At 73.3% G+C, this 19,701-nt stretch carries 11 protein-coding genes; 5 read left to right on the forward strand and 6 right to left on the reverse strand.

The window, feature by feature from the left end; translation table 11 throughout:
- Positions 1–66 precede the first annotated feature (66 nt).
- Positions 67–6,525 carry a non-ribosomal peptide synthetase gene (locus tag QSK22_RS25335; protein WP_285496871.1) on the reverse strand — a complete coding sequence of 2,153 codons (6,459 nt, stop codon included), beginning with the start codon at positions 6,523–6,525 and terminating at the stop codon, positions 67–69.
- Between the two features lie 256 nt (positions 6,526–6,781).
- Between QSK22_RS25335 and QSK22_RS25340 the strand changes: the two genes are divergently transcribed.
- From QSK22_RS25340 to QSK22_RS25355, 4 genes are all read left to right on the forward strand, one after another.
- Positions 6,782–8,029, forward strand: a complete 1,248-nt coding sequence (locus QSK22_RS25340; RefSeq protein WP_285496873.1) for a cytochrome P450 — start codon at positions 6,782–6,784, stop codon at positions 8,027–8,029.
- An 88-nt stretch (positions 8,030–8,117) separates the two neighbouring features.
- Positions 8,118–9,845, forward strand: a complete 1,728-nt coding sequence (locus QSK22_RS25345; protein ID WP_285496874.1) for a fatty acyl-AMP ligase — start codon at positions 8,118–8,120, stop codon at positions 9,843–9,845.
- A gap of 20 nt (positions 9,846–9,865) precedes the next feature.
- Positions 9,866–10,150: an acyl carrier protein gene (locus QSK22_RS25350; RefSeq protein WP_285496875.1), complete on the forward strand. Its 285-nt coding sequence runs from the start codon at positions 9,866–9,868 to the stop codon at positions 10,148–10,150.
- A gap of 45 nt (positions 10,151–10,195) precedes the next feature.
- A complete protein-coding gene (locus tag QSK22_RS25355; protein WP_285496944.1) occupies positions 10,196–12,133 on the forward strand; it encodes an ABC transporter ATP-binding protein in 1,938 nt (645 codons plus the stop codon).
- 148 nt (positions 12,134–12,281) lie between these two features.
- Here QSK22_RS25355 and QSK22_RS25360 read toward each other — a convergent pair whose 3' ends face one another.
- From QSK22_RS25360 to QSK22_RS25375, 4 genes are all read right to left on the reverse strand, one after another.
- Complete coding sequence (locus tag QSK22_RS25360) at positions 12,282–13,232, reverse strand: ParB/RepB/Spo0J family partition protein (RefSeq protein ID WP_285496876.1); 951 nt, start codon at positions 13,230–13,232, stop codon at positions 12,282–12,284.
- Between the two features lie 256 nt (positions 13,233–13,488).
- Positions 13,489–14,250, reverse strand: coding sequence for an SDR family oxidoreductase (locus tag QSK22_RS25365; RefSeq protein ID WP_285496877.1), 762 nt, complete (start codon positions 14,248–14,250; stop codon positions 13,489–13,491).
- 461 nt (positions 14,251–14,711) lie between these two features.
- Positions 14,712–15,995, reverse strand: coding sequence for a cation:proton antiporter (locus QSK22_RS25370; RefSeq protein WP_285496878.1), 1,284 nt, complete (start codon positions 15,993–15,995; stop codon positions 14,712–14,714).
- A 1,211-nt stretch (positions 15,996–17,206) separates the two neighbouring features.
- Positions 17,207–17,437, reverse strand: a complete 231-nt coding sequence (locus tag QSK22_RS25375; RefSeq protein WP_285496879.1) for a cytochrome P450 — start codon at positions 17,435–17,437, stop codon at positions 17,207–17,209.
- A gap of 209 nt (positions 17,438–17,646) precedes the next feature.
- Here QSK22_RS25375 and QSK22_RS25380 point away from each other — a divergent pair, with 209 nt between their 5' ends.
- Entirely contained in the window at positions 17,647–18,453 is an 807-nt protein-coding gene (locus QSK22_RS25380; protein ID WP_285496880.1) for a mycofactocin-coupled SDR family oxidoreductase, read from the forward strand.
- Between the two features lie 43 nt (positions 18,454–18,496).
- On the opposite strand, the gene QSK22_RS25385 is transcribed toward QSK22_RS25380, so the two are convergent.
- Positions 18,497–19,576 (reverse strand): tartrate dehydrogenase, encoded by a 1,080-nt coding sequence (locus QSK22_RS25385; RefSeq protein ID WP_285496881.1) that lies wholly within the window; start codon positions 19,574–19,576, stop codon positions 18,497–18,499.
- Positions 19,577–19,701 lie beyond the last annotated feature (125 nt).

Here is a 19,701-nt window from a genome sequence, read left to right on the forward strand (position 1 = left end):
CGCCCGCCCCGGCCCGTCCGCGCCGGCCTCTCCGCGCCGCCCGGGGCGCCGCGCGGGGCCGCGCCGTCAGCGCCACGCCCGCATCGGCCGCAGCGCCGGGCGGCTGCCGCCGCCCCCGTCGCCCCGGGCGGCGCGGTCGGCGAGCCAGGAGGCGAGCGCGGCCGGCGTGGGCCGGTCGAACAGCTCCTGGATGGGCAGGTCCTCCCCCAGCAGCGCCCGCACCCGGCTGACCAGCCGCGTCGCCAGCAGCGAATGCCCGCCGAGGAGGAAGAAGTCGTCGTCGGGGCCGACGGCGGGCAGGCCGAGGATCTCCGCGAACGCCCGGCACAGCGCCTTCTCCCGCTCCCCGCTGGGCGGCGGACCCGCCTGCGCCGCCGCGGCGCGGTCCGGGTCCGGCAGCGCGCCGCGGTCGAGCTTGCCGTTCCCGGTCAGCGGCAGCGCGTCGAGCGGGACGAGCACGGCGGGCACCATGTGCGGCGGCAGGTGCTCCTCGGCGAACCGCCGGACCGCCTGGACCAGCGCGCCGTCGGCCAAGGCGGCCCGGTCGACGGGGACGACATAGCCGACCAGGCGCCGGTCGCCCGGCGCGTCCTCCCGGACGACCACCGCGGCCTGCGCCACGGCCGGATGTCCGGCGAGCACCGCCTGCACTTCGCCGGGCTCCACCCGGTACCCGCGGATCTTGACCTGTTCGTCGGCGCGGCCCAGGTACTCCAGGAAACCGCCGGCGTTCCAGCGCACCCGGTCGCCGGTGCGGTACATCCGGGCGCCCTCGGCGAACGGGCAGGCCACGAACCGCTCGGCGGTCAGCCCCGGGCGGCCCGCGTAGCCGCGCGCCACCTGGGCCCCGGCCACGTACAGCTCCCCGGCCGCCCCGACGGGCACCGGCCGCAGCGCGTCGTCGAGCACGTACACCGCCGTGTTGGCGACCGGTGTCCCGATCGGCACCGCCGCGCCGGTCGCCGCGTCGGGGGCGAGCCGTCCCGCCACGACCCCGATGGTCGTCTCCGTCGGGCCGTAGTGGTTGAACACCGGCAGGTCGCCGGCGGTCTTGAGCAGCTCCTCGCCCCAGTCCGGCGGGACCGCCTCGCCGCCCAGCACCAGCGACCGCTCCGGCAGCAGCCAGCCGAGGTCGCCGGCGGCGCCCAGCGCCGCCAGGTGCGACGGCACCACCTTCACGTAGTCGATGCGGTGCCTGGCCAGATATCCGGCGACCGCGACCGGGTCCAGCACCGTCTCGGCGTCCAGCATGTGCAGTTCGCCGCCGGTGGTCAGGCTGGCGAACACCGCGGTGTTGCCCAGGTCGGTCGCCAGCGGCTGCAGCAGCGCGTACCGTCCGTCCTCGGCGCCGAACCCGATCCGCCGCGGCACGTGGACGACGTAGTTCGCCAGGTTGCCGTGCGTGACCGCGACGCCCTTCGGCCGGCCGGTGGACCCCGAGGTGTAGATCACGTACGCCAGCCCGGCGGGGTCCACGCCGATCTGCGGTGCCGTCGTCGGCATCGACTCCAGGGACGCCTCGACGGCCGGATCGTCCACCGCGACGGTGGGGACGCGTCCGGTCGGCATGTCGTCGAGCACGTCGGCGGTGCCGACCAGCATCGCGGCCCGGCTGTCGTTGAGCATGTAGGCGAGCCGGGCCGGGGGGTGTCCCGGGTCCAGCGGAAGGTAGGCCGCCCCGGCCTTCCACACGCCGAGGATCGCGGCCACCATCTCGGTGCCGCGCGGCAGGCACAGCCCCACGACGGTCTCCGGTCCGGCGCCGAGACCGCGCAGGTAGTGCGCCAGGCGGTTGGCGCGCGTCTCCAGCTCGCGGTAGCCGACCCTGTCCCGTCCCGAGACCAGCGCGACGGCCTCGGGGGTGCGCGCCGCCTGCGCCTCGAACAGGCCCGGCACCGTCAGGGCGGGCCCCGAGACGGCGGTCGGGTTCCACCCTTCGAGGATCTGCCGGCGTTCGGCCGCGTCGAGCACGTCCACCGCGGCGAACGGGGTGTCCGGGGCGGCGGCCATCGCGTCGGCCAGGTTGTCCAGGCAGGTGTGCAGCAGCGCGTAGATCCGCTCCGGGTCGGCGGGGCGCACCGCGTCCACGGTGACGTCGAAGGCGGCCCCGGTGTCCCGGACGATCAGCGTCACCAGGTAGTTGGTGCGCTCGGTGACCGACAGCAGCCGGACGCCGTCCAGGCCGATGCCCGACTCGCCGGCGGACTGGTCGCGCCGGTAGTTGATGATCGCGGTGAACAGCGGGCCGCCCGGCGGCACCGAGCTCGCCCGCTGCGCCAGGGTCAGCGGCGCGTGCTCGTGCTCCAGCAGTTCGGCCAGCTGCCCGCGCAGCCCGGCCAGCGCCTCGGCCACGCCGCGGCGGTCGACGCGCACCCGCACGGGCAGGGTGTTGAGGAACAGGCCGGGCACCCGGTCCGCGCCGGGTCCGGCGCTGAGCCGCCCGGCCAGGACCGTGCCGAACACCACGTCGTCGCGTCCGGACGCCGCGGCGAGCACCCGCGCCCAGGCCAGGTGGAAGATCGTCGCCGGGCTGACCCCCAGGTCCGCCGCCAGGCGGCGGATCCGCGCCGCCGTCGCCTCGCCGATCGGCCGCCCGGCGCGCGCCACCTCGGCTCCGTCGCCGCGCACGTCCAGCAGCCCGAACGGGGCGGTGGGCTCGGTGACGTCGCCGAGCAGGGCGGCGAAGTGGCGTTCGTGCTCGGCGCGGGCCGTGCCCAGCCGGGCCTGCGCCACGAAGTCGCGGAACGGCGGCGGCGCCGGCAGCCGCTCGCCCCGCCCGGCCATGAACTCGCGGACCTCGTCGATCAGCACCCGCAGTGTGGCGAGGTCCTGCACCATGTGGTGGACGCGCAGCAGCGCCAGCCAGCGTCCGTCGGCCGGCTCGGTGAGCACGTGCGCTCTCAGCAGGGGGGCGCGGTCCAGGTCCATCCACCGCCCGCCGGCGGCGAGCAGTCGCTGCACCGGGTCCGCGGCCGGGTCGGTGGCGACCTCCTCGACGGGAAGCCGGACGCGGCGCGCGACCACCTGGACCGGTTCCCGCAGCCCGTCCGAGACGATGGCGGTGCGGTAGATGTCGTGCCGGTCCACGACCCGTTGCAGGGCTTGGAAGAACGCGTCGCGCCGCTCCCGCGAGTCGAACTCCAGCACCGCGGACCTCAGGTACACGTCCGGGTCGCCTTCGGCGCGCGCGAGGTGGTGGAAGAGGATGCCCTCCTGCAAGGGCGCCAGCGGGTAGACGTCCTGCAGGTTCGCCGCGCCGCCGTCGACGTGGGCGAGCACCCGTGCGATCTCGGCCTCGTCCAGTTCGACGAGCGGCAGCATGTCCGGGGTGATCTCGGTCGCCCCGTCGGGGATCCGGTTCTCCGGCACCTCCACCCACTCCGGTCCGGCGGCGGGGGCGAGCCCGCGCGGCGTCGGGGTGAGGAACAGCGCGCGCACCGACAGGGAGATCCCGCGCGTCCGCAGGTCCTCCACCAGGGCGACCGCGACCAGCGAGCTGCCGCCGAGCGCGAAGAAGTCGTCGTCCGGGCCGACGGCGGGCAGCCCGAGCACCCGGGCGAACGCCGCGCAGATGACCTCCTCCCGCAGGGTCGCCGGTGCGGAGCCGCCGCCCGCGGACGCCGCCCGGTCCGGCCACGGCAGGGCCCTGCGGTCCAGCTTGCCGTTGCCGGTCAGCGGCAGCTCGTCGAGCACGGCGACCACGGCGGGGACCATGTGGGCGGGCAGCCTGCGCGCCAGATGCCCGCGCACCTGGTCGGGGAGCCCGTCCCGCTCGCGCGGGTCGGCGGGCACGACGTATCCGACCAGGTCGCCGCGCACGGCGACGGCGGCCCGCGCGACGGCGGGGTGCGCGGTGAGCGCGGCCTCGATCTCGGCGGGCTCGATCCGAAAGCCCCGGATCTTCACCTGGTCGTCGACTCGGCCCGCGAAGACGAGCCGCCCGTCCGCGTCCCACCGGGCCCGGTCCCCGGTCCGGTACATCCGCTCGCCGGTGCCGAACGGGCAGGCCACGAACCGCTCGGCGGTGAGGCCCGGCCGGTTGGCGTATCCGCGGGCCAGCCCGGCGCCCGCGATGTACAGCTCGCCGGTCACCCCGACCGGCACCGGACGCAGCGCGGCGTCGAGGACGTAGGCCCGCACGCCGTCGATGGGCGCGCCGATCGGCAGCCGGCCGTTGTCGGCGTCCCGGGAGGTCAGCAGGGTGGTGGTGACGCCGATGGTGGTCTCGGTCGGGCCGTAGTGGTTGAAAATCCTCCGGTCGCCGGCGGCCGCCAGCAGCTCGCCGACCCAGCCGGGCGCGGCGGCCTCGCCCCCGAGCACCAGCGAACGCGCCGGCAGCACGCTCTCCGGCCCGCGGTGGGCCGACAGCGCCGCCAGATGCGACGGCACCGCCTTGACGTGGTCGATCCGGTGGTCGGCCAGGTACGCGGCGACCGAGGCGGGGTCGAGCGCGTCGTCGGGGGGCAGGACGTGCAGCTCACCGCCGGCGGCCAGCGAGCAGAACAGCATCGTGTTGCCCAGGTCGGTCGCCTGCGGCTGCAGCAGCGCGTACCGGGCCCCGGCGCCGCCGAGATCCAGCCGCTCGCGCACCGACGCCACGTAGTTGGCCAGGGCGCCGTGCGTCACGGCGACGCCCTTGGGGGTCCCGGTCGAGCCGGAGGTGTAGATGACGTACGCCAGCCCGTCCGGGTGAACCCGCGGGTAGGCGCCGGCGGGCGGCTCCGGCGGGGCCGACGCGTCCGGCTCGTCCGGCGGCACGATCCGCACTCGCCCGGCCGGGAGGTCGTCGGCGACCTCGTCCGGGGCGATCAGCAGCACGGCCCGGCTGTCGGCCAGCATGAACGCGGTCCGCTCGACCGGCTGCGCGGCGTCGATCGGCAGGTAGGCGGCGCCGGCGCGCCACACCCCCAGAATCGCCGCGATCATGTCGGCGCCCGGCGGCAGGCACAGCCCGACCACCGACTCCGGCCCGATGCCCGACGCCGTCAGGTACCGGGCCAGCCGGTCGGCCCGGGCGCCGAGCTCGGCGTACGACACCGCGGCGCCGGCCGAGACGACCGCGGTCCGGTCCGGGGCCTCGGCGACCCGCGCGGCGAACTGCTCCGGCAGCGGCGCCGGCGGCGCGTGCACCGCGGTGTCGTTCCAGGCGTGCACCACCCGGTGCAGCTCGTCCTCGTCCATGATCGCGGCATGGCCGACGGGCTCGTCCGGCGCGGCCGCCGCCAGCCACTCCAGGATCCGGCGGAACCGCCGGGACAGCCCGGCCGCCGCCGACGGCTCGTTGCGGTCGGTGTCGACGTCCACGTCGATCTGGATCGGCGCCTGCGCGGACCGGTCGTAGACGGCGATCCGCCGGTCCTCGGTCGCGCCCTGGGTGAGGTTGCGCACCCTCACCGCGGCGTCGCCGAACCGCATCGGGTAGCCGTAGCCCATGACGTCGACGATCAGGCCGCACAGCGGGGCGCCGTCGACGATCCGCAGGTCGCGGGCCATGTCCTCGTACCGGTACCGCTGGTGCCGCAGCCCCTGGCCGATCGCCCGGCCGGTGCGGCCGACGAGCTCGGCGACGGTCGTGCCGGGGGTGACCTCCACCCGGATCGGCATGACGTTGGAGGTCATGCCGGGCACCCGCAGCGCCCGCCGCCCGGACCGGCCGGCGACCGACACCCCGAGCACCACGTCGGCGGCCCCGGTGGTGCGGTGCTCGTGAACGGCGGCGGCGGCGATGACCAGCACGGCGAAGCTCGTGCGCAGCCGCCGGGCGGCCTCCCTGAGCCGCGCGCTGCCGGCCGGGTCGAGCTCGGCGCTCTCCCGCGCCGGTGTCCCCGGGCCCGGGCGGACGTTGCGTCCGCCGCGTTCGACCGGTTCGTCGAGGCCGTCCAGGGCGGCACGCCAGAACTCGCGGTCCGCGTCGAGGGCGGCGGAGCCGCGGTAGGCCCGCTCCGCCTCCAACAGCGCCGGGAACGGCTCGAACAGGTCGCCGGGCGGTTCCCGGCCGGCCCGCAGCGCGGCGTACGTCTCCGCCACCGCGGCGGCGATCAGCGCGGCGCCGTGGCCGTCCATGATCAGGTGGTGCGCGCGCTGGTACCACAGCAGCAGGTCGTCGCCCAGCCGGAGCAGGGCGCACGTGTACAGGGGGCCGCGCGTCGGGTCGACCGAGCGGAGCGCGTCGTCGCGCATCCAGCGGTCCGCCGCCGCGCGCGGGTCGGGTTCGGCGCGCAGGTCCATGACCCGCACCGGGACCTCGGCGTCCTCGGCGACGTGCTGGCGGGGTTCGCCGTCCACCCGGTGGAACCGGATCCGCACGGCGTCGACGCCCGCCAGCACGTGGCGCAGCGCCCGGGCGAACAGGTCCGGGTCGACGCCGCCGTGGAGTTCCACGCACTCGGCGATGTTGTGGACGCGCTCCGGCGCGATCTGCTGGGCGTACCACAGGCCCTGCTGGGCGGAGGTCAACTCGAACCGCGCCGCATCGTTGTCCAGAACCGGAAATGCAGTTTCGGGATCGTCGAATGGAATCGGCACGGCCGTCCTCTCGGGTGAGTGAATGCGGCTCGGTCGGTCGAGTCCCAATGCATTCGAATTGTCATCGTGGTCGGCCCGCGCACCGGCCGTCAACCGGCCGCGCACGCCGGAAGCGGCTGTTCAACTGCGGCATCGCCAATGTTGAACACCCGCCCGCGGGGCGGCTATCAGGGTCGCTCCGCCTCCGTCTTTCACCGCCTCCCGCGGTACCGGTACTGTCGGCGAGGACCAGCCTCGACGGAAATGGATTCTGGTGATGAGCGGAACCGCCGGCGGAACCGGGGCACCGATCGATCGCCCCGCGTTACCAGCGGAGATCGCCGAGCTGACCGATCCGGGAAATCGGGAGGACCCCTACCCGTACCTCGGCAAACTGCGTGATCGCTCGCCCTACATCCCTTTCGACGGCCTGGTCGTGGTGGGCCGGCACGCCCAGTGCTCGGCGCTGCTGCGCGATCCCTCGATGAGCGCGGCGCGGGACCGGGCCAGGCTGTCCCCCACCCCGAACGGCCCCCGGACGCGCAACTTCCTGCACCTCGACCCGCCCGAGCACACCCGCTACCGGCGCCTGGTGTCGGGCGCGTTCGCCTGCCGCAAGGTCGGCGCCCTGGCCCCGCGGATCCGGCAGATCGCACTGGAGCTGTTCCGGTCCGTCCCGGAATCGGGCACTCTGGAGGTCGTCCAGGACCTGGCCTATCCGCTGCCGCTGCGGGTCATCTGCGAGGTGCTGGGCGTGCCGTTCACGGACCGCCCGCTGCTGCAGGAATGGTCGAGCAGGCTCTCCGAGAGCCTGGACCCGCCGCTCGGCCCGCCGCCCGCCCACGTCGCGACGGAGGCGGCGCGGGCCCGCGCCGCGTTCGTCGGCTACTTCCGCGACCTGATCAGGGAACGCCGCAAGGCCCCCCGCGAGGACCTGATCTCGCACCTGCTGCGCGTCGAGGAGAACGGCAGCCGCCTCGACGAGGCGGACATCCTGGCCACCTGCGTGCTGCTGATCAACGCCGGGCACGAGACCACCGTCAACCTGATCGGCAACGCGGTCCTGGCGTTGCTGCGGCATCCCGAGGAGTTCCGCCGGCTGCGCGCCGACCCCGGGCTGGCCGCGCCCACCGTCGAGGAGGTGCTGCGCTACGACGCGCCGGTGCAGATGACCAGCCGGATCGCGACCCGCCCGGGGCGGATCGGCGACACCGAGGTCGCCCCCGGCGACACGGTGCTGCTGCTGCTCGGCGCCGCCAACCGCGACCCCGACGTGTACCCCGACCCCGACCGGTTCGACATCGGCCGCTCCTCCGCCGCGTCCCACCTGTCGTTCGGGGCGGGCCCGCACTTCTGCCTCGGCTCCGGGCTGGCGCGGCTGGAGGGCGTCATCGCGCTGGAGCTGTTCAGCACCCTGCTGGTCCGGCCCCGGCTGCGACCGGACGGGATCACCTACAAACCCAACCTGAACCTGCGCGGACCGGCGCGCCTGCTGGTCGACTTCGACGGCGTCCGCACCGGCTGACCGGCCGGACGGCGCGGCCCGCGCCGTCCGGCCGCTCCGCCCCGCCCGCCCATCGCCGTCCCGCCAGTCCCTCGCCGGAGGACGACCCATGACGCTCTCCCCGACCGACGCCCCGGACCTGGTGACGCTGCTGCGCGACCGCGTGGCGGCCCACCCGGACGCGGACGCGATCGCGTACCTGGCCGATCCCGCCGACCTCACCGGCGGCCTGGTGCGCTGGTCCTACGCGCGCCTCGACGAGGAGGCGCGCGGCCGCGCGGCCTGGCTGCGCGAGCGCCTGCCCGCGGGCTCCCGCGTGCTGCTGCTGCACCCCAACGGGCTGGAGTTCGCCGCCGCCATGCTCGGCTGCCTGTACGCCGGGATGATCGCCGTGCCCGCGCCGCTGCCCGGCCGGCACCGGCACCACCGCAGGCGGCTCGCGGCGATCGCGAACGACTGCGGCGCCGCCGCCGTGCTGACCACCTCGGCGGACCTGCCCGAGGTGCGGGACTGGATGGCCGACGTCGGCGGCCCGGCCATCCCGGTCGCCGCCGGGGACCGGCCCGGCTTCGCCGACCCGCGGGACTGGACCCCGGTGCCGCTGGACCGCTCGACGACGGCCATGCTGCAGTACACCTCCGGCTCGACCGGCGACCCCAAGGGCGTCGTCCTGCAGCACGACCAACTGCTCTTCAACGCCGCCGAGGGCGCCCCGGTGCTGCGCTGGCGCGGACGCTCGGGCGGCTGGCTGCCGCTCTACCACGACATGGGGATCGGCTCCCAGCTGCTCTGGCCGCTGATCTTCGGCGGGAGCAGCGTGCTGATGACGCCGACCGCGTTCATCCGCCGCCCCGTGCGGTGGCTCCAGCTGATCGACGTCCACGGCCTGAACATCTCCTTCGCCCCCAACTTCGCCTTCGAGCTGTGCGTGCGGAAGGTCGCCGACGACGAGGCGGCCGCGCTGGACCTGTCCCGCTGGCACCTGGCCGGATGCGGTTCGGAGCCGATCGACCCCCGGGTCCTGGCCGCGTTCGCCGACAAGTTCGCCGTCTCCGGGTTCCGGCGGGAGGCCCTGGCGCCCGCCTACGGCATGGCCGAGGCCACCGTCTACGTCACGGGACGGCCGGGGCGCGCGCCGGTCACCCGGCACATCGACCCGGACGCGCTCGCCCGCGGCGTGTTCACACCCGCCCCCGGGGACCGCCAGGCCCGCGAGGTCGTCAGCTGCGGCCCGCCCACCGGCGTGTGCGAGGTCCGCATCGTCGACCCGGCGACCCGCGAGGTGCTGCCGGAGGGCCGCCTCGGCGAGATCTGGCTGCGCGGCCGCAGCGTCTCCCCGGGGTACTGGCGGCGCGCCGACAACGCGGGGGTGTTCGACGCGGTCACCGCGGCCGGGGACGGCGGATACCTGCGCACCGGCGATCTCGGCGTGCTGTACGACGGCGAACTCTACGTGCACGGACGCCTCAAAGACATGATCATCGTGCACGGGCGCAACGTGTACCCGCAGGACGTCGAGCAGGAACTGCGCGCCCAGCATCCGGAGCTGGGCAAGGCCGGCGCGGTGTTCGCCGGGCCGGGTCCGGTGCTCGGCGGCGACGACTCCGCCGTGGTGGTCGCGCACGAGGTGGCGAACGTGCCGGGCGACCGGATGCCCGCGCTCGCCGCCGCGATCCGGCACACCGTGGCCCGCGAGTTCGGCATCGGCGTCGCCACCGTCGCCCTGCTGCGTCCCGGCGCCGTGCTGCGCACCACCAGCGGCAAGGTCCGCCGCTCGGCGATGCGCGACCTGTTCCGGGAGGGCCGGCTGGCCTCCCTGTACCAAGACACCCGCTAGCCGAACGCCTGAGGAGCCCCATGGACGACACCGGGAGGGACGGCCTGCGCGCCGAACTCCAGGACTGGCTGTGCGCCCGCCTGGCCGAGGAACTGCGGCTGCCGGCCGGGTCGATCGACCCGGCGGAGCCCATGTCCGCCTACGGCCTGGACTCGGTCCGGGCCATCACCCTGCTGTCCGACGTCGAGGCCCGGGTGGGCTTCGAGATCGCCCCCAACGCCCTGTGGGAGTTCCCCACCGTGGCGTCGTTCACCGACTTGCTGATCGACGAGATGACCCGGACCGACCGCAGTCGCCTCGGCTGACGCCCCGGACGGCTCGGCACGGCCCGAAAGTGAGGTTTCGTGACCATGAGGGGTGGCCCCCGCCTGGGCCCGGCACGGCTGGGATTCGACGAATCGATCACCAACCAGAAGATCAGGCCCGGGACCGTGCGGCGCATCATCCCGTTCGCGATGCGATATCGCTGGTCACTGGCCGTGGTCATGCTCGCCACCGCCACCCACGCGGTCATCACGGCGGCCGGCCCGGTGCTGCTCAAGGTGATCGTCGACGACGGGATCATGCCCCGGCGGCACGCGGTCGTGCTGGGCGTCGCCCTGGTGATCGCCGGCCTGGCCGTGCTGGACGCGGCGGCCCTGTACACCCAGACCCGGTTCTCCGGCCGGGTCGGCCAGGGCATCGTGTACGACCTGCGCTGCAAGGTGTTCCGCCACGTGCGGCGGCAGCCGGTCGCGTTCTTCACCCGCACCGAGACCGGCTCGCTGGTCAGCCGGCTCAACACCGACGTGGTCGGGGCGCAGCAGGCGGTCACCACGCTGCTGTCCCAGACGGTGTCCACGCTGCTGACGCTGGTGCTGGTGTTGGGCACGATGTTCTACCTGTCGTGGCAGATCACCGTGGCGGCGCTGGTGATGATCCCGTTCTTCCTGCTGCCCGCCCGGCTGATCGGCCGCCGGCTGCAGCGGCTCACCCGGGAGAACATGCGGCTCAACGCCGACATGGGCTCGATGATGAACGAGTGGTTCGACGTGTCCGGGGCGATGCTGGCCAAGCTGTACGGCCGGGCCGAACGGGACGAGGAGGCGTTCGCGCAGCGCGCGTCCCGCGTCCGCGACGTGGCCGTCAAGTCCACCGTCTGCGGGCAGCTGCTGTTCATCATCACCACGCTGATCACCGCGCTGACCACCGCGCTGGTCTACGGCCTGGGCGGCATGCTCGCCATCGCCGGGGGCCTTGAGATCGGCACCCTGGTGGCCATGGTGACCCTGCTGCTGCGGCTGTACGGCCCGATCAACCAGCTGTCCAACATGCAGGTCAACGTCATGACCGCGCTGGTGAGCTTCGACCGGGTCTTCGAGGTGCTGGACCTCGAGCCGCTCATCACCCAACGCCCGGGGGCGCGTCCGCTGCCCGCCGACGCGTCCGGCGGCGGCACCGCCCCGGAGATCGAGTTCGACAACGTCTCCTTCCGCTACCCGACCGCCGAGGAGGTCTCCCTGGCGTCGCTGGAGTCGACCGCGCTGCGGGCGGCGGAACGGCGCGGCGGCGGGCAGGTCCTCACGGACGTGAGCTTCACCGCCCCGGCCGGGAAGCTCACCGCACTGGTCGGCCCGTCGGGCGCCGGGAAGACCACCATCACCCACCTGGTGCCCCGGCTCTACGACCCCACCTCGGGGACGGTGCGGATCGGCGGGCACGACGTGCGGGACCTGACGCTGCCCTCCCTGACCGACGCCGTCGGCGTCGTCACGCAGGATGCGCACCTGTTCCACGACACGATCCGGGCGAACCTGCTGTACACGCGTCCGGACGCCACCGAGCGGGAGCTGATCGAGGCGTGCGAGGCGGCGCGGATCTGGGAGACGATCGCCTCGCTGCCGGACGGCCTGGACACCGTCGTCGGGGACCGCGGCTACCGCCTGTCCGGCGGGGAGAAGCAGCGGATCGCCCTGGCCCGGCTGCTGCTCAAGTCACCACCGATCGTCGTGCTCGACGAGGCGACCGCGCACCTGGACTCCGAGTCCGAGGCGGCGATCCAGCGGGCGCTCAAGACCGCCCTGGCCGGGCGCACCTCCCTGGTCATCGCGCACCGCCTGTCCACCATCCACGAGGCCGACCAGATCCTGGTGCTGGAGTCGGGTCGGATCCGGGAACGCGGCACGCACGCCGAGCTGATCGCCCAGGACGGGCTCTACGCCGAGCTGTACCGCACCCAGTTCGCCAAGCACCCGGTGAACGGCGTGGGCGCGGGCGCCGCGGCGCGCACGCCGGACCCGGCGGGATGACAGGCCCTGCGCAGGCCGCGGCCACCGGCGGCCGGTCACCGGGCCCGCCGGTGTCACCGACAGGGATCGAGCGGCCGTCTGACGTGCGTCCGCCGCGGGCACCGCGTCCCGGGTTCCGGTCATGAGGTCCGTCGTACGACGAACACGGCTACGCCATCTCGCTGCGGGCCCTCTGCTGCAGTATCTCGGCGAACCTGGCCCACTCGTTGGCGAGGCCCAGGGCGTAATCGGCGACGAGCGGAACGCAGTGGGCCGGGATCTTGTCCTCGATGCTCTCCCACTCCTCGATGTTCACCGCACGCGCGCGCAGCCAGCGCAGCAGCACCCGCCCGTTGTCGTTCAGCCGCAGAGACGGGTCGCGCAGCAGCTTGCGCAGTGTCTGCGTCGTGTCCGGTGCTCGCTCCGTCCGCTGCAGCCTGCCCACCACGCGTGCCGCCGGCCTGCGGCCGTGCGCCGCGGCCGTGTTCTTGCGCTCGGCCAGCGCGAGCTTGGCGGGCACGGGGTCCTCGCCGCGGCTCAGCCGTTCCCGCACGTCCTTGGCCGTCGCGGGCGAGATGCCGGCCATCTCGGCGATCTCGCGGAGCGAGGCGTGCGGGTGCTCGGCGAACAGCTTGCCGGCCAGGCGGCGGCCCGCCGCGCCGTTGATCGGGCGGACCCTGCCGTCCCTGCCGACCCTGGTGTCGGGCTGCGCGTCCTTGTCGGTCCGGCGGCGGCGGATCCGGGCGACGGTGGTGGAGGCCAGCCCGACGGCCTCCCCGATGGCACGGTCCGACCACTGCGGATGCGTGCTGAGGATGCGCGCCGCGGCGGCCTCGCGGTCGGCCAGCGACAGCGGAAGCCCGTGCCCGATGTTGGCGCGGACCGCGGCGACGAACACGTCGGCGTCCGGCCCGTCGACGAACCGGACGCTGATCTCGCGCCGCCCCTGGAGCCGGGCGGCGCGCAGCCGGTGCATGCCGTCCACCACCCGCATCGTGCGGCGGTGCACGAGGATCGGCGGCAGCACCGCGTCCATTTCCGCGAGCGCGCGGATGTGCTCTTCGTTCTCTCCGGCCAAGCGCGGCGAATCGGCGGGGTTCAGCGAATCGATCGGCACCATTGTCGGCGCGTCTTGGACGGTTAACTCAAGCTGATCCTGAACGGTATTCTTCAAGGTGACTCCGGGACGCATCGCGATGTGTTACCGGTGCGCTGCGGCATCGGCCTCCTGGTGCCCCATCCGGGCGGGATGCAGCGACATTCCAGGTAATGCCATAACGTAGGCGACCGGATATTGCCCAGCAAGGTCGCATTTTGGACGGTCCGCGCCACCGCGTGGCGGGCCCGGCGTCCCGGCGGCGAACCTGCCGGCGCGGTCAGATGGCCAGGCCGCCGTCGATCTCCAGGCACCGGCCGGTGAAGTAGTCGCATTCGATGATGAACCGCACCCCGGCGAAGATCTCCTGCGGCGTGCCGAGCCGCCGCAGCGGCACCGTGTCGACCCACTCGCCGAGCTTGGCGGGATCCATCGCGGCGAGGATCGGCGTGTCGATGAAGCCCGGCGCGATCGCCGCGGCCCGGATGCCGTACGGTGCCAGCTCCAGCGCCATCGTCCGGGTGAACGCCACCACGCCCGCCTTGGCCGCCGCGTAGTTGCCCTGCCCGGCGTTGCCGGCCCGGGAGATGGACGAGATGTTGATGATCACACCGGGCCGCACCCGCTGCTCCACCATCCGCAGGCAGACCTCGCGCGACATCAGGAAGGTGCCGGTGAGGTCGGCGTCGACGACGGTCCGCCACTGCGCCAGCGGCATGCCGGCGTACCGGCCGCCGTAGGAGTTCACCAGCAACCCGTCCCGGTAGATCCCGGCGCTGTTGACGAGCACGTCGATGGGGCCCCACTCGCCGAACGCCTTGGCGACGACGGCCGTCACCTCGTCCTCGCGCGTCACGTCGAGGCGGTAGGTGTGCAGGTCGCCGGGCGCCTCGCCCAGGTCGGCGGCGAGCCGGGCCAGCCCCCGCTCGTCCTTGTCGACCGCGACCACGGTCGCGCCCGCGCCGGTGAGCCCGGCGCAGAACTCCCGGCCGAGCCCGCTGGCCGCACCGGTCACGATCGCCCGGCAGTCGGTGATGCGCATGTCGCCCTCCTCGGCGGTGCCAGATGTCAGGTCCCCCGGTCGGCGGCGCGGCGCCGGCGGGCACGTCCACGGGACCGGGCCGCCGCGTGCGGGCGTGTTCGGCGAACGCGCCGGACGGAGCCGTCCGGCCGGGGAGCACCCGCGTGAATCACGCGGTGCGACCATCGCGCGATCGTCGTATTCGCACCGGATAATTCAACGTGGTCGACCGCGCCGACATCCATTCGCGCTACCTCCGCAATGGCGTCGGCACCATTTTCGGGCACCGTTCGGCCGATCCGGGGGACACGACCGAGGCTACGCCGCCCGCCCCCAAATTCCCACCGCGCTTCCAACGAACGACGATGCCGGTCCCGGCCGATCTCCACAAGAAATCCGGCACCGCTCTCACCTCACCGCGCAGGTGAGTTCTGTTGGACCGCCGTCCCCTTGCCACGATCTGCCGGCAGGTGTCAACGCGATCATCTGGGCGTTCCCTCGGCGTCGGCCGGTGCGGTCGCCGGCGCCGGCGCGGACCGCTCCCGACGCGTGAGCACCGCCAGCAGCGGCCCGGTCATCAGCGTGGTGATCAACGCCATCAGCATGAGCACGGTGAACAGCTCGCCGCCGACGAGTCCGGCCGCCAACCCCACGTTCAGCGCGATCAACTCGGTGAGCCCCCGGGTGTTGACCAGCGCCGCGACCAATGCGGACGAGTGCGGGCCCAGCCCGGCCAGACGCGCCGCACCGTAGGCGGGCAGCAGCTTCCCGGCGATCGCGATGACCAGGATCAAGCCGAGCGGCGGCAGCCCGCGCCATTCCAGCGACCCGAGGTCGAACGACAAGCCGGTGGTGACGAAGAACAGCGGCAGCAGCAGGTTCGCGCTCTGCTCCATCGGCCGCAGCACCTCGGGCTCGGGCGTGCCGTTCGGCCGCGGCATGGCGAGCCCGGCGAGGAAGCCGCCGAAGACCGGGTGCAGCCCGAGCGACGCGGTGACCCACGCGCTGCCGAGGGCGAGCCCGAGGGCGATCGGGAGCTGTTCGGCCAGCAGCGCGGCGGGCCGCGCCAGCCACCAGCCGAGGACCGGACGGACGACCAGGAACATCACCGCGACGAAGCCCGCGGCGAGCAGCAGGATCACCGGCCAGGGCCAGCGCGTCTGGTGTCCGGTGCCGGCCAGGGCGGCGGCCAGCACCACCCATGCGGCCACGTCCATGAACCCGGCGGCGGTCGTGGCCACGGTGCCCGCCGGGGTGCCCGCTAAGCCGCGCTCCCGCACGATGGCGGCCAGCACCGGCAACGCGGTGATCGACGTGGCCACCATCATGAACAGCAGGAACGACCGCCCGTCCGCATGCTCCCCACGCAGACCGGCGAAAGCGTCGTGGAACAGCGCGATGACACCGGCCGTCAACCCCATCGGCACGGCCAGCGCCAGCACGGCGACCATGACCGCGCCGCGGCCGCCCCCGCGCAACGACCGCGGGTCGATTTCGTACCCGGCCACGAACATGAAGATCACAACGGCGACCTGGGACAGCACCGTCAGGAACGGCCGGGCTTCAGCCGGGAACAGGTGCTCGGTCGGGTTGCCGGGCAACTGCCCGAGCAGGGTGGGTCCGAGGGCGATGCCCGCGACGATGTGCCCGATCACGGTGGGCTGCCCGAGCCGGCGCGCCACCGAACCCAGCAGCCAGGACGCGACCACGATCACCCCCACGCCGCCGATCACCATGGCGGTGATCGCCTCTCCATCCATCGCCATCACCCACTCCTCCCACAACGGCTGTACAACTGCGCAATTGGACACTTGGTCACCCAGACGACGAAGAGGTCGCCCCTCACCCGCCACCCCGCCCGCCTGCGGCCACCGCGACCAGCCCGAGCCGCTCCAACCAACACAGCCTCCGCTCCCACCCGATCACCAGCCGAAAGCCCAAGTCGCACCCTTACGAAGCCGACGAGGGCAGCGCCCACCACACCCCACGCGGCCAGAGCGCCGGCCAGGACGGCGGCCAACACCGGCAGCGCAGCGATCGACGTCGCCACCACCATGAACAGCAATCGACCACCCGTCCGCATGCTCCCTACGCAAACCGGAACGCCACCGCCTCGGCGGCACACAGCCAGACGCCACCGACACGCAACGCACCCCGGCCAAGCGGTCCAAGAAGCGAATGCCGCCCGAAACCGCCAACGCAAACACGGGCACGACGCCGGGAGAACGCAACGACCGTCGGCCTCACCGCACACAGCCGCCATCACCCAGACCATCTCGGCGACGCACGGTTAGACACCGCCGCTGTGCAACGCACCCCAGCCAAGCGATCCGAGAAGCAGATGCCGTCCAAAGCCACAGACGCTTACACGGGCACGACGCCCGGACCGCCACGGCCTCCGGCCCCGCCCCGGACGTCTTCCACCGTCCAGACCAATTCGGCAGCACACAGCCGGGCACCGCCGACGCGCATCGCGCCACCGCCAAGCGGTCCAGGCATCGGCGAACGCGGACGAGGATTCGGTCGTTGTCGGAGAAAACTTCGTACGGACGGCCGGGCGCGAACCGGATCGCCCCTCGACAGCGCATGGCGATCTCGCTGACAAACGCCATCACGTCCAGTACCGGATTGGACACGCCGACTTGCAGGTCCGCCTTGCGCAGTGATCCGATAGACAACGTCCATAAATCAGGATCTGCCAGCTCATCGACCTGATCGGAAGTGCCCCCCAAGCCGTTCACAGGGTGCGCGGACATGTCGTTTCCGGCCCTCGGTCCGACCATGATCTTCCTCTGCGGCGGCGGCTCCCTGGACAGGTCAGCATCACACGGCACAAACCCTATGAACAAGGCGGCGGGCGACTGTCCAACCAACCAGATGCCGTCCGAGCACAACTGCACCGTTCGGAGAGTGCGCCAGAAAGGTTTTCGTCCCACCAGCCGAATAGCAGTGGAATGCCGACCTGAAAAGGGATCGATCAACGGCCCGAATACGAGCGGCGACGCTCGTTCGGCGCGGCCGTCGGGACGAGGGTGAAGTCGCGCAGCACGGTGCGCAGGACGACGTTCATCTCCATGGTCGCGAACGCCGCGCCGAGGCGGCGCCGCCCACCGCCGCCGAACGGGATCCACCCGTACAGGTCCGGCCGGGCGTCTAGGAAGCGTAGAGGCCGCCTCAGCGACGTCACCGAGGTCGCGGTCCGGTCCACGATCGCCCTGCTCGGGCCGCACGCCCGGGACTGACCGCGGCGGACGCCCGCCCGGGCCGCTGCCCGCCCGGATGCCGCGGCACAAACCGGCCTAGTTTTTGACACCCAGTGCCATTAGAGTGTTGATCATCATCGGTCCGGCATTCCGGACGGACGCCCCCGCCCCCGGATCGCCGGTCCGGACAGCTCCGGCCAACGTGGAGGCATCCATGGGACGTTTGACGGGCAAGGTCGCTTTCATCACCGGCGCCGCACGGGGCCAGGGCCGCGCGGAGGCCATCCGGCTCGCCGCCGAGGGCGCGGACATCATCGCCGTCGACCTCCTCGACACCCCCAGCCCGTACGTCTCGTACTCCCCGGCGACGCAGGCCGACCTGGACGAGACCGCCAAGCTCGTGCAGGAGCAGGGGCGGCGGATCGTGGCCCGCAAGGCTGACGTGCGCAGGCTGGACGAACTGCAGGCCGCGGTCACCGAGGGCGTCGCCCAGCTGGGCCGGCTCGACATCGTGGTGGCCAACGCCGGGATCGTGAACTACGGCCGCACGTGGGAGCTGACCGAGGAGCAGTGGGACGACGTCATCGACATCAACCTCACCGGGGTGTGGAAGACGGTCAAGGCCACGGTGCCGACGCTCATCGAGCAGGGCGAGGGCGGCTCGATCATCATCACCAGCTCGGTGGCGGGCCTGAAGGGGCTGCCGTTCCTCGCCCACTACGCCAGCTCCAAGCACGGCGTCGTGGGATTGGCCAGGGTCCTCGCCAACGAGCTGGGCGAGCACGACATCCGGGTGAACACCATCCACCCGCACGGCGTGCGGACCGGCATGAACGACGGAGCGCTCAACGGCCTGCTGGACGAGGCGCCCAACCTCGGCCCCCTCTACATGCCGGCGCTGCCCTACGAGGCGGTCGACCCCGAGGACATCGCCGCCATGGTCGCCTTCCTGGCCTCCGACGAGGGCAAGTACATCACCGGCAGCCAGCTGCGGGTGGACCTCGGCGCCATCAACCGGTAGGGCCGCCCCGGCCGCCGGCCGGGGCGGCCCCGGTGCGGACGCCCTACGCGAGGTGGTCGATGACCGCCGCGGTGACCTCGGCGGTCTTGGCGCTGCCGCCCAGGTCGGGGGTGAGGACGCCCGCCGCGGTGGTGGCCTCGATCGCCTTGTTGAGCCGGGCCGCCTCGTCCGGGAGGCCGAGGTGGTCGAGCATGAGGGCGGCGCTGCCGATCGCCCCGATGGGGTTGGCCACGCCCCGGCCGGCGATGTCGGGGGCGGATCCGTGCACCGGTTCGAACATGCTGGGGAAGCGGCGCTCGGGGTTGAGGTTGGCGCTGGAGGCCAGGCCGAGGCTGCCGGCCATGGCGCTGCCCAGGTCGGACAGGATGTCGGCGTGCAGGTTGGACGCCACCACCACCGACAGGTCCTCGGGGTGCAGGACGAACTTGGCGGACATCGCGTCGACCAGCACGCTCTCGGTCTCGACGTCCGGGTAGTCGGCCGCGACCCGGGCGAACACCTCGTCCCACAGCACCATCCCGTACTGCTGGGCGTTGCTCTTGGTGACGCTGGAGACCTTGCGACGGGCGCGGGTGCGGGCGAGGTCGAAGGCGAACCGGATGATGCGCTCGCATCCGGCCTCGGTGAACAGCGCCGACTGCACCGCCACCTCGCTGCCCGGGCCGCGGGCGGACAGGTTGCGGCCGCCGAGGCCGGAGTACTCGCCCTCGCTGTTCTCGCGGACGACCACCCAGTCGAGTTCGGCGTGGTCGGCCTTGCGCAGCGGGCTGACCACGCCGGGCAGGAACCGCACCGGACGCACGTTGGCCCACTGGTCGAAGCCCTGGCAGATCCGCAGCCGCAGGCCCCACAGGCTGATGTGGTCGGGCACGCTCGGCCAGCCGACGGCGCCGAAGTAGATCGCGTCGAATTCCTTCAGGGTCTCCAGGCCGTCCTCGTCCATCATCCGGCCGGTGCGCGCGTAGTGGTCGCATCCCCAGGGGAACTCGGTCCACTCGAAGGCGAACGCGCCGTGCGAGGCGGCGGCGAGCGCGTCCAGGACGGCGCTGCCCGCGGCGACGACCTCCGCGCCCACACCGTCGGCGGGGATGGCGGCGATCCGGTACGTGTGCTGGGACGTCACTGGCACTCCTCGGTGGGGATCGTCGGGCTCGCGCCGACACGGAACGGGACGCGTCGAGTGAAACCCGGCGCGGCCGCCCCCGTCCAAGACCGGCTGCCGATACCACCGATAGGCAGCGCCTATGC

The sequence above is a fragment of the Actinomadura sp. NBRC 104425 genome (assembly GCF_030269545.1).
GTDB lineage: Bacteria > Actinomycetota > Actinomycetes > Streptosporangiales > Streptosporangiaceae > Spirillospora > Spirillospora keratinilytica.